Genomic DNA, 14010 nt, shown 5'->3' with positions numbered 1-14010 from the left:
TTCGAAAACCATAAAAGATACAGTTATTTACCGCAGTTGATCCTCCTCGATCAGGCTGCGGCCTGTCCTTCTGTGTTAACCGTTTGATTAAAAGCGAACTCCAACAGAAATGCAACAGAAAGCAGAACGATTGAAACGAAAGTGCTGGAGCGAAGAGCCTCCATCATTCTTTCGCAAGCAGGCGTCATTGCGAGCTCATAGTCCGGCGATCCGAGAAAGATCGTCTTTCGCGCCGGGTGCGGCTGCAATGACCGGTGCACCTCTTGTCAGCCGGTCGCCCTCGGTTGGGAAGCTGTGGAACCATCCACCGGCCTCGCGCACCAGGCAAAAACCTGCCATGCAGTCCCAAGCGTGCATGTAGGGTTCGTAATAGCCAACAAGTCGGCCAGCTGCGACATAGGCCAGCATCAGTGCTCCTGAGCCATTGCGGATAAAGTTTCCACCGGCCTCCAGTAGGTTTTCGACGATGCGAGCGACGAAGGCGGGGGTGACGTGATTGTTGGCGCCAATGCCAGTGACCGAGTTCCGGATATTGCGCGACGGGTCAAGCCTGAGGGTTTTGCCGTTCAAAGTTGCTCCCATGCCGAACGCACTCGCATAGAGTTCGTCGTGGCAAGGCGCCGAGATGACACCGATCACAGGTTCATTGTCGAAAAGCACCGCTATGGAAACGCACCAGTTGGGCATTCCGTTGACGAAAGGGCTGGTCCCGTCGATCGGGTCGACGACCCAGGTGTATCCGGAAACGCCTTGCGTGAGCCCGTATTCCTCCCCGAGGAACCCGTCTTCCGGAAAGTGGAGACGTACTCGCTCCTTTATTCGTTCTTCAACGGTCCTGTCCGCTACAGAAACGACATCCTGCAGATCGCGTTTTGTCTCGATGACAAGGTTTTCACGGTTGCGGAAATACTCGAGCGCCAGCTTACCGGCTTCGTCCGCTATTTCCTTCGCGAGACTAAATCTTGGTTCGAGGTGAGCCTTTGCAATAGACATTTTTCAAATCATCCGTCTGATTACTGTTCGAAAATTAGCGCGATGCCATGTGGCTTGAGGCCAATGGCGACCGTTGTTGCCGGGGCGAGGGGGCGTTCCACTTCGGAATCAACAACGAAAAGCTTTCCGCTCGCAGTTTCAATCTCGTACTCGATGTGATCGCCAAGATAGGCCGCATGAGTGACATGCCCGGTAAAATCACCCTTGCCTTCAAACAGGGTCACGGCGTTGGGTCTGACGGCAAGGCGCGCCGGTCCGGTTCTCGCTCGACGGCTCGGGACACGGTGAATCAGGTCCTGGATACGGATGATAGCGCTATCGCCATCGACGTCCTGGACGTTGCAATCGACAACGTTTGCCTCCCCCATGAAGTCGGCAATGAACGCCGACGCAGGCGCCTCGTAGAGGTCTCGCGGACTTCCTGCCTGTGCAATGTTGCCGTCCTTCATCACGACAATCTTGTCGGATACGGCAAGCGCTTCTTCCTGGTCGTGCGTGACGTAGACTGCAGTGAATTGCAGGCGCTGTTGCAGGTCACGAATTTCCTTACGTACACGCCTTCTAAGACGCGCGTCGAGGTTGGACAAAGGTTCGTCAAGGAGAAGGACCTGTGGCTCGAGCACGAGAGCGCGAGCGACCGCAACGCGCTGTTGTTGGCCACCGGACAGTTCAGCAGGAAGCCGGTTTCCCATACCTGCGAGACCGACGAGCTCCAAGCCGTGTTCAGCCTTCTGTCGCGCTTGTGTTTTCGGCAGCCCCGACGAAACCAGTCCGTATGCGACGTTCTCCAGTGACGACATGTGTGGAAACAAGGCATAGGACTGAAAGACCATGGAGACGTCGCGCTCATTGGCGGGCAGCATTGTGACGTCCTTGCCGCCGATTACGATCTTGCCAGCGGTTGGATGTTCAAGCCCCGCAAGCAGCCGTAACGTGGTGGTTTTACCGCAGCCGGAGGGGCCGAGCAGCGTCACCAACGTTCCTGGTTCAATGGTCAATGACAGATCGTGGATGGCGGTAAAGGCACCGAACTGCTTTTTGACATTCTGGAAGGTTACCGAGCCGGGGCGATTGTTCATGCCGTTTTCTCCAGAGTTTCAGATTGAGCAGGCGAAACGCCCGCCACACGGTTCTCGCGTCGCAAGCGACGTTCGCCGACGGCGAGCTGGAAGCCGGTGATGACGACGATCATCACGACGATGAGCATTGAGGAATATGCGATTGCCACGCCATATTCGCCGTTCTCGACAAGTCCGACGATGTAGGACGTCGCCATGTTGTATTGCGCGCTAACAAGGAAGATGACTGCGCTGATCGACGTTATGGCGCGGACAAAGGAGTAGACGAGGGCTGCTGTGATCGCGGGTCGCAACAGCGGCAGGATAACGTGTCGGATGGTCCGGAAGCTGTTGGCACGTAGGGTCACAGAGGCCTCATCGAGGCTTTTGTCCAATTGAGACATGGCCGCGATACCCCCGCGTACGCCAACCGGCATGTTGCGGAACACAAAGCAGGCAATCAGGATTAAGGCCGTGCCGGTCATTTCCAATGGCGGCAGGTTGAAGGCCATGATGTAGCTGATGCCGATCACGGTGCCCGGAATGGCGAAGCTCATCATCAGTGCGAACTCGAAAAGCTCGCGACCCGCAAATTTCTGCCGCACGATGATATAGGCGGTCGCAAGACCGACCGCCGCGGTCAGGGGCGCTGCAATTAGCGAAATCTCCATTGTCGTCCAGAACGAGTTCCAGGCAACACCGGTCCAGGCGATGCCGCCATCTACAACCGAGAAGGAAAATGCGCGCCGGTAATGATCAAGGGTAAGTGAATTGTCGAGGCCCCAGGTTTTGACGAAGCCACCGAACGCAATCATTCCATAGACGACAGCCGTGAACGCCATCCAGGGAATGACGATGATATGAACGAGAATAGAGACCGGCTTTGGCAAGGCTGCATGCTGACCGGAATCTCCTTTGCCGGTCACCGTTGCGAAGTTTTTCCCGGCTAGCCAGAAGCGCTGGGCAATGAAAGCCGTGAGCGTAAAGCACAAAAGGATCATAGCGAGGACTGCCGCGCGCGATGGATCGTTTTGTGAGCCGACGACCGCAAAGAAAATCTCGGTTGAGAGGACACCGTGGCTGCCGCCAAGGACCAGAGGGTTTCCAAAGTCAGCCATGCTTTCGATGAAACCGATCAGAAAGGCATTGGCAAGTCCAGGCTTCATCAGAGGCAGCGACACGGCCCAGAAGGTACGCCAGCGCCCGGCCCGTAGCGTCTGCGAGGCTTCCTCCATCGAAGGACTAACGCCCTCGACAACTCCGATGAGAACGAGAAACGAGATCGGTGTAAACGAGAGCACCTGGGCAATCCAGATGCCCGTGAGACCGTAAAGCCATCGGCTTGGCTCAATCCCGAAGAGATCCGAAAGTGTGGTGGTGACGATGCCCGCTCGGCCGAACAGGAGGGTCAGGGCAAGGCCGATGACGAACGGTGGCGTGATGATCGGCAGAACAGTCAGAAGCCGTAGCCCCTTCTTGAACCGAAAGCGGGTTCTGGTCGCAACCAGGGCAAACGCGAGACCAAGCAATGTCGATGCGCTCGCGGTCATGATCGCAAGAACGAGGGTACGCCAGGCAACACCACAACGCGATCCATCGGTGATGCAGCCAAGGCTCCAGATTGAGCCGTCCGTGACGTTGCGAAAAAAACCATCCGAATTGAAGGAGCCGTCAAAATCCTGGAAGCCGCCAACGAACATGCTGCCGATCGGATAGAAAACGAAAACCACGACGAGGAAAATGAGGAGCGAGATTGTCGCAATGATGAAGGCGTCGCCCTTCATCGCGCCACGTTCAGCGAGACCGAACGAAAAAATAAGGACATAGGAGATTGCAGCGAGTACGGCGCCGGCGCCCATTGATGGCTGGCCGTCGGAAATCTGGCCAAAAAGCGTTTCAGCGATCGTCCAGTTCCAACCGGTGATGCCAATCGCAAGTCCCTGCAAAGCAAGGAAAAGCAGACCGAGCAATCCAGACCAGCACAGGAGCCTGGCACGCAGCGTCGGATCTTTGACAAAGCGTGCAGCACATGAGGCCAGGAAGAGGGCAAGGTTAAAGGCGAGCCACAATTTGCCGTGGAGGGGGATCTGGAGCAGTGCCGGTGATGCGGATGGCGCCAGAGGATAATCTGCAGCCCATCGGAAGGCATAAAATCCACTCTCAATGCGATACCATGGCAGCAAGAGAAATGCCGCTAGCCCAAGCCAGAGCGTGAAGTCCAGTCGCCGGTTCCGGTAATCCATATTGCAGGGCCCTTCGATAGCATGCCATGAACGCGCACGTGATCGCACGCTTCCAGATGGCGACGTCAAATCGGGTGGATGGAGGCGCCGAGGTCTCCCAACGACGCCTCTAAGACCTCAGCGATCAGTTGGCTTTGGCGCCAATTTCGCTATCCCAACGCGACAGCAATGCCTTGCGTTTTTCGGGGTCGCCATAGACTTTGAAGTCGTAGTCGATCAGCTTGATGTCCTCGAACTTCGGAGCCTCCTTGGGGACTTCCGCGTTCTTGTTTGAAGGGAGCTGGAAGGATTTGGCATCCTTCATATGCGACTGCACCTCGGCGGTGAGTGCCCAGTCATACCAGATTTTGGCGTTTTCCAGATTGCGGGCGCCCTTGACGATCGACATTGAGCCAATTTCGTAACCGGTTCCTTCGCAAGGAGCGACTGCCTTGACCGGGAAGCCCTCGGCGATCTGGGCCACGGCGTCATGCATGAAGACGATCCCAATGGCCGTCTCGCCGCGGGCAGCAGCTTTCACAGGCGCGGACCCGGACTTCGTGTACTGAGAAATATTGGCGTTAAGCTTGCCGAGATACTCGAACGCCTTGTCTTCACCCATGATCTGTACGAGCGAGGCAAGTGCCGTATAGGCTGTGCCCGATGAGTTCGGATTGGCAATCTGGATTTCACCCTTGAAGGAAGGGTTCAACAGGTCCGCCCAGCACTTCGGTTCCGCATAGCCCTTGGTTTTGAAGATGTCGGTGTTGTATCCCCACCCAAGCGCGCCCGCATAAACTCCGACAGTCTTGTAGCCGGCACTTTCCGCCTGTTTTTTCGCCCAATCCTGAAGTTGGTCGAGCATTGGGGATTTGTATTCCTGCGTCAGATTTTCAGATGCGGCCTGCAAGTGTGGGTCGCCGGTGCCGGCCCACCAGACGTCGGTCTTCGGGTTTCTCGCTTCTGCACGGATTTTTGCATAGGTCTCGCCTGACGACAGACGGACCATATTGACGGTAATTCCCTTCTCTTTCTCGAACATTCCCTTCATCTGTTCGCAGATAACAACATCTGCCGAGCATATGAGATTAAGGTCGCCAGCCGCCAAGGCCGTGCCAGCATGAAAGGCAAAGCCAGCCAAAAGACCGGCTGCTGCAATATGCGTTGCACCCATAATTTCCTCCCAGATTTGAAAGGCGCCTCCACGCCTCACGCTTTGCAAGCGTGTGCAAAGAGTTCCTCATGGTAAGCGGGATGTCAATCGTTAATGATATTAAAATCAATAAATGGGATCTCACCTTGACATCATTTTGTTGCACAGCTTTGCAATCTTATGGCATTGCTGATGTGAGGAGCGGTGAGGGGCGATGAAGGAACGCAAGGTTTTTGTGAGCGCGAAGGAAGTGGCCGAGCACGCTGGCGTCTCGCGCTCTGCGGTGTCGCGCACGTTCACGCCCGGTGCCAGCGTATCGCCCGATACACGCAGACGTGTCACGGAGGCAGCGGAGGCGCTTGGATACCATGTCAATCAGCTCGCCCGTGGTCTTATGCGCAACGAAAGCGGGATTGTGTGCCTTGTCGTTTCAGATCTCAGTACGCCCTATCGCTCTTCCCTGATCCGTGCGCTCACGGAACGGCTGCAAGCCGCAGGTAAGGTCGCAATGCTGATCGATACCGACCGGACTGACGGAAGTGTCGAGGCAGCCTTGAAGCAGGCAATCCGCTACCGGGCTGACGCATCTGTCATCCTTTCTGGCATGCCTGACAAATCGATCACGGATACTTGCCTTCGCAACGGGCAGCGTCTCGTTCTCATCAATCGCGATGATCGGCAAGACGGGCCTTTACGGATCAATCTAGATGATCGTGAAGCCGCAAGACGCGCTGTACTCGCATTCATGAGGGCCGGTTGTCGCGATTTCGCTTTTGCAAATTCTGCGGCAATGACGCCAAGCCTGATGGCGCGCGAAGAAGGCTTCCTGAGCGCTGCCAGAGAGCACGGCATTGAAGTCAAGGTGGAGCGGTATGGACCGACCTCATATCAGAGCGGTGTCGTGTTGGCGCAGCGTATCATGACCGGTGCCAAGCGACCCGATGCAGTTTTTTGCGTCACCGACCTGGTCGCTTGCGGTTTCATGGATGCGGCACGCCATAAGTTCGGGATCGACGTACCCGGTGAACTTTGCATCATCGGTTTCGATGATATCGAACAGGGCAGCTGGTCCTCGTACGATCTGACGACCTTTGCACAACCCGTGATCCAAATTGCCGATGCGGCTGTCAGTTGGCTTAGCCGCGAGCCGGATTTGGGCGAAACGACGCCGTCGATCCTGCTGCATGCCGAGCTTCAATGGCGGGGTTCCGTTAGGGCGGGTTGACTGTGTGCTTGACCCTGGACTTTGTTTGCGTCAGGTCACCTTGACGTAACGTGATCATCGGGAAGTGCCGGGATAATGATAACCAGTCTGGGGGTTTATGCGGGTTTGTTTTTCGCCGCCTTCGTGGCCGCAACAATCCTGCCGATGCAATCCGAAACCGCGCTCGTCGCTCTGATATCTCTGAAATCTTACCCCGTATGGCTGCTCGTTGTGGTCGCAAGTCTCGGAAACGTCGCAGGTTCGATCGTGAACTGGCTGCTGGGGCGCGGCATCGAACATTTACGCGATCGGCGGTGGTTCCCGGTTAAAGGAGCAGCGCTTGGCCGCGCTCAGGCCTGGTATCACCGCTACGGGAAATGGTCTTTGCTTTTGAGCTGGGCGCCACTGGTCGGCGATCCCCTCACGGTTGCAGCCGGTATCATGAGGGAGCCGTTCGGGATCTTTTTGTTGCTCGTCACCTTGGCCAAAGTCGGCCGTTACGTCGTACTCGCTCTAATAACGGTGAACGTTCTCTAAGCTCCCGCGTGCTTCTCAAGGTGATTGCCGGTTTAATGGTATCCCCGAAGCCAGACTATGCGGTAGCCATAATTGGTGACGACCACCGCACAGTTGAAAAGCATTATGCGGCATTTCGCTCCCAGGATGCGAACGGATCGGGGAGATCACGCCAGTCGTCCGGTTTGAAGGAAGCACTATCGAGCAGGCATGCGTCGAGTTGCGCTCGCAAGTCCTTTTCGTCCATCGGGTCTGCGCCGATAAACACGATCTCCTGCCGTCTGTCACCCCAAACCGGATCGAGATATGGCTTCATCATAGCAAGAAATTCGGGTTCGCGCGGCCAGCGCTCTTTGGGCACAGCAGACCACCAGAGCCCCATTTTTCCGGTACGAACCAGTGCACCTGCCTGGGAAATTTCGCCGACGCAATCGGGACGTGTCGCCAGCCAGAAGAAACCCTTTGCACGAACCACGCCCGGCCAGGAGCGATCGATGAAGCGTTGAAAGAGAACCGGATCGAACGGCTTGCGCGCCCGATACACAAAAGAGCGTATCCCATATTCTTCAGTTTCGGGAACATGGTCCTTAAATCCATGCAATTCCTTAAACCATAAGGGATGCTCTTCTGCCTTTTGAAAGTCGAAACGGCCAGTCCCCAGAACCTCCTTCAGATTCACCTTGCCGAAATCGGCCTCAAGGAGCTTGGCATCCGGGTTGAGCCCGACGACGATCTTGCGTCCTGCATCGAGCTGTTCGGCAGTTGCCATGGCGACCTTGTTGAGGATCACGACATCGGCGAATTCAATCTGCTCGACCAGAAGGTCAACAATCGTGCGGTTATCGTCGTCACCAGCCGTTTCACCGCGGTCAGACAGAAAATCGGAGGAGCTGTAATCCTGCAGGAGATTGGCGGCGTCCACGACTGTCACCATCGTGTCGAGCCTTGCGACATCTGAGAGGCTGCGTCCATCCTCGTCACGAAAGTCAAAGGTTGCCGCGACGGGAAGGGGTTCCGCGATACCGGTCGATTCGATCAGAAGGTAGTCGAACCGGTCCTGCTCAGCCAACGCCCGCACCTCGGTCAAGAGATCGTCACGCAATGTGCAACAGATGCAGCCGTTGGTCATTTCAACGAGTTCCTCTTCCGTTCTTGAAAGATTGGCGCCACCGTCCCGGACGAGGGCAGCGTCAATGTTGATTTCACTCATGTCGTTGACGATGAGTGCGACCCGTAAACCCTCGCGGTTGGCAAGAATATGATTGAGGAGGGTTGTTTTTCCGGCGCCAAGGAAGCCAGACAGGACGGTGACTGGAAGTTTTTTTAACACGATCTCTCTTTTCCTGGTTCTTACGCACAGCGAAATGATTTCGTCCTGAGCGCATGTCATTGCAGTTATGTAATAACATAACATAATGCGATCCTGTCAAACTCAATCTGCGGAATTTCTGCCCGCACGCTTCATTTCCAAAATTTAATGTTATTTCATTACATCCCGATTGACCGGTGTAATAACATTACATAAGTGAAGAGGCTGAGTTGAATACCCGACGGAGTGATCGATGGACGATCCTTGCCTCTCATTCAAGGAATTGACTTTAGGATATAACGGACAACCCGCTTTGCTGCGCCTGCATGCCGAGATCTCAAAGGGTTCGCTTACGGCGATCGTCGGCGCGAACGGTTCGGGGAAATCCACCCTTTTGAAGTCGATAGCGGGAATTATCGCTCCGCTCTCGGGTGAATGCCTCAAGGCTTCCGGTGTCTCTGTCGCCTACCTGCCGCAGCAGTCTGCATTAGACCGCAGCTTTCCCGCAGAGGTGCGTGATCTCGTTTCACTTGGCTTGTGGCCGAGACGAGGCCTTCTTGGCCGGATCACGTCCGGTGATCGAGATGCCATAGGCGAGGCGCTGGCGACAGTCGGCCTTGCGGGCTACGAGCGCAAGGGGATTGATGCGCTCTCCGGCGGGCAGCTTCAACGCGCGCTCTTCGCCAGGACCATCCTGCAGGAGGCAGATCTCATCCTTCTTGATGAGCCTTTCAACGCCGTCGATGAGAAGACCGTTGCCGAGCTAATGGCTGTCATCGGCGAGTGGATCGGAGAAGGCCGGACCGTGATCACGGTCCTCCATGACTACGACATCGTTCGTCAGCACTTCTCCACATGTATGCTTCTTGCACGTCGTCTCGTCGGTTTCGGCCCGACCGAGGAGGTTCTGCAGCCCGCCATTTTACGTCAGGCAAGGCGGCTCTACGAAACCGAAGGCGAAACTGCTTTCTGGTGCGAACCGGCCGAGCAAATGTCCTCCTATCGGAATTTACACTCGGTGAGAGGCTTGCATGCCGCTGTTTGAAATGTTTCTCGCTCCCTTCCTCGATTATGCCTTCATGCAGCGTGCGCTGGCAGGCGCCCTGCTTCTGTCTGTCAGTTGTGGTCCGGTCGGTGTTTTTCTCATGTTGCGACGGATGAGCCTGACGGGAGACGCGATGTCTCATGCCATTTTGCCGGGCGCTGCTCTCGGTTTTCTTTTCTATGGCCTGGAGATCTTGCCGATGACCATAGGCGGGCTTGTTGTGGGCCTGACGGTCGCGTTAGGCGCAGGCGCAATTTCCCGCGTAACGATTCAGAAAGAAGACGCATCTTTGGCTGCGTTCTATCTCATCTCACTGGCGCTAGGAGTGCTTCTCGTATCGTGGCGTGGATCGAGCATCGATCTCATGCATGTACTTTTCGGTACGGTTCTTGCCCTGAACAACGAAGCACTCGGTCTGATCTTGGGGATCTGCGTCATCAGCCTGTCGATCATGGGATTTTTCGGTGGTGCGCTGTTTGCCGAGTGTCTTGATCCGCTTTTCCTGCGTTCAGTCAGCCGTTGGGGTGCGCCGGTTCATTTCCTCTTTCTCGCAGCTGTCGTTCTCAATCTCGTTGGCGGCTTTCAGGCCTTGGGGACATTACTCTCCGTCGGCTTGATGATGTTGCCGGCTGCCGCAAGCCGTTTTTGGGCAAGCCGGGTTTTCCCCATGTGCCTCGTATCGATCGGCATTGGCATGGTTTCATCTTGCGCCGGCCTCCTTCTTTCCTACCACGCGTCCTTGCCGTCTGGACCGGCGATCATTCTCTCTGCCGGTGCGATCTACGTCCTTTCCATTCTTTTCGCGCCACGCGGCATCGTTCGGGATGCCGTTAACGCGATCCGCCTCAAAACCACCTGAAATACAAACTCTCAAAGGAGATATACCCGTGCTTTCAACGTTACGTTTTGCCACATGCGCAAGCATCCTCACGCTTTCGACGATGTTGGCCACACAGGCGTCGGCAAAAGATCTGAAAGTTGTCGCCAGCTTCTCCATCATTGCGGACTTCGCCAAGAATGTCGGCGGTGACCGGGTGACGGTCACAACGCTTGTTGGGCCAGATGGTGACGCCCATGTCTATGAACCCCGGCCGGCAGACGCGGTTGCGGTCAGCAAAGCCGATGTTGTACTTGTGAACGGGCTTGAGTTTGAAGGTTTTTTGAAAAGGTTGATCGAAACAAGTGCAACGAAGGCACCGGTTGTCGAGCTGACAAAGGGTGTCGAACCACTGAAACTCTCTGAGGAACCGGCAGGGCACGCACATCCAGAAGCGGATGAGGCGGCGGAAAACGGTCACGGACATGACCATTCCCACGGCGATGAAGACGGGCATCATCATCACGGCGAATTTGATCCCCACGCTTGGCAATCCGTCAGCAACGCCATCATTTACGTTAAGAACGTTGCCGACGCATTCTGCGAGACAGACAAGGCCGGTTGCGCAACATATACGGCCAATTCGGAAGCCTATGTTGCCAAGCTTCAGGGACTCGAAAATCATGTGAAGACAGAGGTTGCCGCCATTCCGCAAGAGAAACGCACGATCATCACTTCGCACGATGCGTTTGGTTACTTCGAACAGTCATATGGCCTGGAGTTTCTGGCCCCCGAGGGCGTTTCAACGGAATCGGAAGCATCTGCTGCGGATGTCGCCAAGCTCGTGGATCAGGTGAAGGAAGATAAGGCCTCGGCGATCTTCGTGGAAAACATTACCGACAAGCGACTGATCGAGCAGATTGCAAAAGAGACCGGCCTCAAGGTTGGTGGGACCCTCTACTCTGACGCGCTTTCGACCATGGACGGCCCCGCTTCAACCTATATCGATATGATCAACAATAATATCGATACAATCAAAGCTGCCGTGCTTTCGCAGTAAGACGGGCGTTCGGGTGAACTATCGGGGAGGGCGGCTGCAGGGCTGTCCTCGTCATTTCTTCATGTACCGTTTCTTGGCAGCTGGTGTGATAGATCAGCAATGCGAACAGAGTACTTGTGACCGATTACGGAGCGATCGGACGGTAAACTTAGCCCTTAGGTGGCTGAAAAATTGGCGAACCGGTAGTCCTCCGCATGGGATTCGCAATGACCTCTGCATTTAGCGCATGGGTGTGTTGACGTAATCTGCCTGTTAAATCGCCGCGAAAGCGAGCATATAGGGGTCATCAAAGGACGCCGGAACGAAAACGTTACTGACGTCACCAAACCTCAGGAAAGGGTAATGTCATGAACGTAGCACGCTCCTTCAATAACTGGCGCAAATATCGTCAGACCGTCAACGAACTCGGCCGTATGAGCACTCGTGAACTGCACGATCTGGGTATCGATCGCAGCCAGATCGCTAGTGTCGCGCGCCAGGCCGTCGGTATCTGATCTAAGGTACGATCATATCAGATGATGTTTGAAACGCCCGCTTTGCGGGCGTTTTTGCATTTCCAGGGCCTGCGCGTTGATCGAGTTATGCGTATTGTGCATGTCTGTGCTGCGTAGTTGTGCCTAGGAAACGCGCAAGAAAATGCTATCTTAAGATCATCAGACGGACACTCCTCCTCCCAGTCCGTTTGGTGAACGGGTCGTCTCTACCTCCTCCCAGAGGCGCCCACTGAACAGCGGTTACCTCCTCCCAACTCGCTGTTCGACCTTTTTAAAAAGCCTGTCGCACCTCCTCCCGCGGCAGGCTTTTTTGTTTCTCAAGACATATTCAATCGAATGCCATCATACCGATAGGTGTGACCGCACGTGTGCCATTCCGTTTGGCGACTGCATAAGCCAGGCATTGTTCGACGGCGTCGAAGGGAACAGGTTTTGTAATAACGCCTGCGCCGATCCCGAGATTAACAACCACTTCTGGATTTGCCGTCATGAAAATGACGATCACTCCGTCGTCAGACAGGCGCTTGGCGATCTCTGGACCTGTTTGACCGTCCGCCAGGTTCACGTCCACAAAGGCGATGTCGGCGTCACGACCGAGTGCGACAGCTTGGTCGAGGCGGTTGGCAATGCCGATTACATCGGCGTCGTCTTCCGCCTGGAGAATGGAATCTTCAATGTCCATTGCAATCAGGAACTCGTCTTCGACGATCAGCACCTTGGGCTGTTTCACCATCAAATCGTTTCCGTGCTGGAGAATGTTCGCCAACATATGCTTGCCTCCATTGTGTGCTCTCTAGTCTCGGCAAGAGGCAAACACCTTTCACGGCAGGTCGTTCCAATTTGAGAGAAACATGGTGAATGGAGTGTAAACATTCTCGGTTTTGGGCTATCAACTGCGAAAGCGAAGCAGTTGATTCGGTTTGGTTTTCATCCGGGGGAAGTGGTCGGAGAAACATGCCTGCTACCGGACTTTCGCCTTTTTCCGCAGGCATTCCGGCCCGAACGCGCCGGAATCGAGAAGACTTAGAAAAGAGAACCAGACGATGAGCCAGTCCCCGCACGCCTCTATTGCCCGCAATACGCCCAATATCGCCGTTGTCGGCGTCGGTGGAGGTGGCGGGAACGCAATCAACAACATGATCGCCGAAGGTATCGGTGGCGTTGATTTCATTGCAGCAAACACGGACGCGCAGGCGCTGAAGAAAACCAATGCGCCTCGCTTGGTCCAGCTCAGCTCGGAACTGACAGGCGGTCTCGGCGCCGGTGCCGATCCGGAGGTAGGCCGGCAGGCTGCTCTCGATTCCCTTGACGAAATCATGGATCACCTGAGCGGCTACGACATGTGCTTCATCACCGCAGGTATGGGTGGCGGCACGGGGACAGGTGCTGCGCCGGTGATTGCCGAAGCTTGCCGTGCCAAAAACATCCTGACGGTCGGTGTCGTCACGCTGCCATTCAGTTTCGAAGGCGCTCGTCGCATGCGGGCAGCAGAGTACGGTTTCTCAAATCTGCTCAATACCGCCGATACCGTGATCGTCATTCCCAACCAGAACCTTTTGCGAATTGCGGATGCGGGAACGACATTCGAAAATGCGCTCAAGACCGCGGATAAGGTTCTTTCACTCGGTGTCAGGTGTATTACCGATTTGATCCTGCGCGAAGGTCTGGTGAATCTCGACTTCGCAGACGTCCGATATGTCATGAAGAACGGTGGACGTGCGTTGATGGGGACGGCGCAAGCCAAGGGCGAGAAGCGCGCTTCTGAGGCAGCAGCTGCTGCGATCGCCAATCCACTGCTCGGCGAGCCTTCCCTGAAAGAAGCGCGCGGGGCGCTCGTTTCTATTTCGGGCGGTAACGACTTGACCCTTTACGAGATCGACGAAGCAATGACGCTTGTCCGTGAAGCTGTCAGCGAAGAAACCGACGTCGTGATGGGTGCTTCGTTCGACCCGACCCTCGATGGCGGTTTCAAGATTTCGGTTGTTGCAACCGGCCTGCGGACCTGATCGCCACAAACCGACATTTTCCGAATAAAAAACAACCGTTGCGGATAATTTCGCGACGGTTTTTTATTTGTGCCGCATGATTGTTTCACCATAAGCGGTGAAGAGCGCGTCGTCAGCGTTGATAACAAAAAAA

13 protein-coding genes are annotated in these 14010 nt (G+C 55.4%); 7 read left to right on the top strand and 6 right to left on the bottom strand.

All coding sequences use genetic code 11. From position 1 onward, the window contains the following. Nucleotides 1-195: 195 nt before the first annotated feature. The 4 genes from HWX89_RS04855 to HWX89_RS04840 form a co-directional block, all read right to left on the bottom strand. Nucleotides 196-993, bottom strand: coding sequence for an inositol monophosphatase family protein (locus HWX89_RS04855; RefSeq protein ID WP_138793261.1), 798 nt, complete (start codon nucleotides 991-993; stop codon nucleotides 196-198). Between the two features lie 20 nt (nucleotides 994-1013). Continuing rightward, entirely contained in the window at nucleotides 1014-2072 is a 1059-nt protein-coding gene (locus HWX89_RS04850) for an ABC transporter ATP-binding protein (RefSeq protein WP_138793260.1), read from the bottom strand. Then, the gene (locus HWX89_RS04845) at nucleotides 2069-4294 is read right to left on the bottom strand and encodes an ABC transporter permease (protein WP_138793259.1); all 2226 of its coding nucleotides are present in this window, start codon (nucleotides 4292-4294) and stop codon (nucleotides 2069-2071) included. Before HWX89_RS04845 ends, HWX89_RS04850 begins: the two co-directional genes overlap by 4 nt. Before the next feature lie 124 nt (nucleotides 4295-4418). Continuing rightward, nucleotides 4419-5447, bottom strand: coding sequence for an ABC transporter substrate-binding protein (locus tag HWX89_RS04840; RefSeq protein ID WP_138793258.1), 1029 nt, complete (start codon nucleotides 5445-5447; stop codon nucleotides 4419-4421). Nucleotides 5448-5640: 193 nt separating this feature from the next. Here HWX89_RS04840 and HWX89_RS04835 point away from each other — a divergent pair, with 193 nt between their 5' ends. Then, a complete protein-coding gene (locus tag HWX89_RS04835) occupies nucleotides 5641-6651 on the top strand; it encodes a LacI family DNA-binding transcriptional regulator (RefSeq protein ID WP_138793257.1) in 1011 nt (336 codons plus the stop codon). A 78-nt stretch (nucleotides 6652-6729) separates the two neighbouring features. After that, entirely contained in the window at nucleotides 6730-7167 is a 438-nt protein-coding gene (locus tag HWX89_RS04830; protein ID WP_138793524.1) for a YqaA family protein, read from the top strand. Between the two features lie 103 nt (nucleotides 7168-7270). On the opposite strand, the gene zigA is transcribed toward HWX89_RS04830, so the two are convergent. Then, nucleotides 7271-8476, bottom strand: a complete 1206-nt coding sequence (gene zigA, locus HWX89_RS04825; RefSeq protein WP_178340625.1) for a zinc metallochaperone GTPase ZigA — start codon at nucleotides 8474-8476, stop codon at nucleotides 7271-7273. Nucleotides 8477-8708: 232 nt separating this feature from the next. Between zigA and aztA the strand changes: the two genes are divergently transcribed. From aztA to HWX89_RS04805, 4 genes are all read left to right on the top strand, one after another. Next, nucleotides 8709-9500, top strand: a complete 792-nt coding sequence (gene aztA / locus HWX89_RS04820; RefSeq protein ID WP_138793255.1) for a zinc ABC transporter ATP-binding protein AztA — start codon at nucleotides 8709-8711, stop codon at nucleotides 9498-9500. After that, nucleotides 9487-10359 carry a zinc ABC transporter permease AztB gene (aztB, locus tag HWX89_RS04815; RefSeq protein WP_178340624.1) on the top strand — a complete coding sequence of 291 codons (873 nt, stop codon included), beginning with the start codon at nucleotides 9487-9489 and terminating at the stop codon, nucleotides 10357-10359. The genes aztA and aztB overlap by 14 nt, the downstream gene beginning before the upstream one ends. A gap of 28 nt (nucleotides 10360-10387) precedes the next feature. Next, nucleotides 10388-11377: a zinc ABC transporter substrate-binding protein AztC gene (aztC, locus tag HWX89_RS04810; RefSeq protein ID WP_138793254.1), complete on the top strand. Its 990-nt coding sequence runs from the start codon at nucleotides 10388-10390 to the stop codon at nucleotides 11375-11377. 347 nt (nucleotides 11378-11724) lie between these two features. Beyond that, entirely contained in the window at nucleotides 11725-11871 is a 147-nt protein-coding gene (locus tag HWX89_RS04805; RefSeq protein ID WP_138793253.1) for a DUF1127 domain-containing protein, read from the top strand. 328 nt (nucleotides 11872-12199) lie between these two features. On the opposite strand, the gene HWX89_RS04800 is transcribed toward HWX89_RS04805, so the two are convergent. Beyond that, the gene (locus tag HWX89_RS04800) at nucleotides 12200-12640 is read right to left on the bottom strand and encodes a response regulator (RefSeq protein ID WP_138793252.1); all 441 of its coding nucleotides are present in this window, start codon (nucleotides 12638-12640) and stop codon (nucleotides 12200-12202) included. Nucleotides 12641-12914: 274 nt separating this feature from the next. On the opposite strand from HWX89_RS04800, the gene ftsZ reads away from it, so the two are divergent. Further along, entirely contained in the window at nucleotides 12915-13877 is a 963-nt protein-coding gene (gene ftsZ / locus HWX89_RS04795; RefSeq protein WP_138793251.1) for a cell division protein FtsZ, read from the top strand. Nucleotides 13878-14010 lie beyond the last annotated feature (133 nt).

The organism is Rhizobium sp. RM (assembly GCF_013390595.1).
In the GTDB taxonomy this organism is placed as follows: domain Bacteria; phylum Pseudomonadota; class Alphaproteobacteria; order Rhizobiales; family Rhizobiaceae; genus Agrobacterium.
This window is presented reverse-complemented; position numbering and strand designations above follow the sequence as displayed.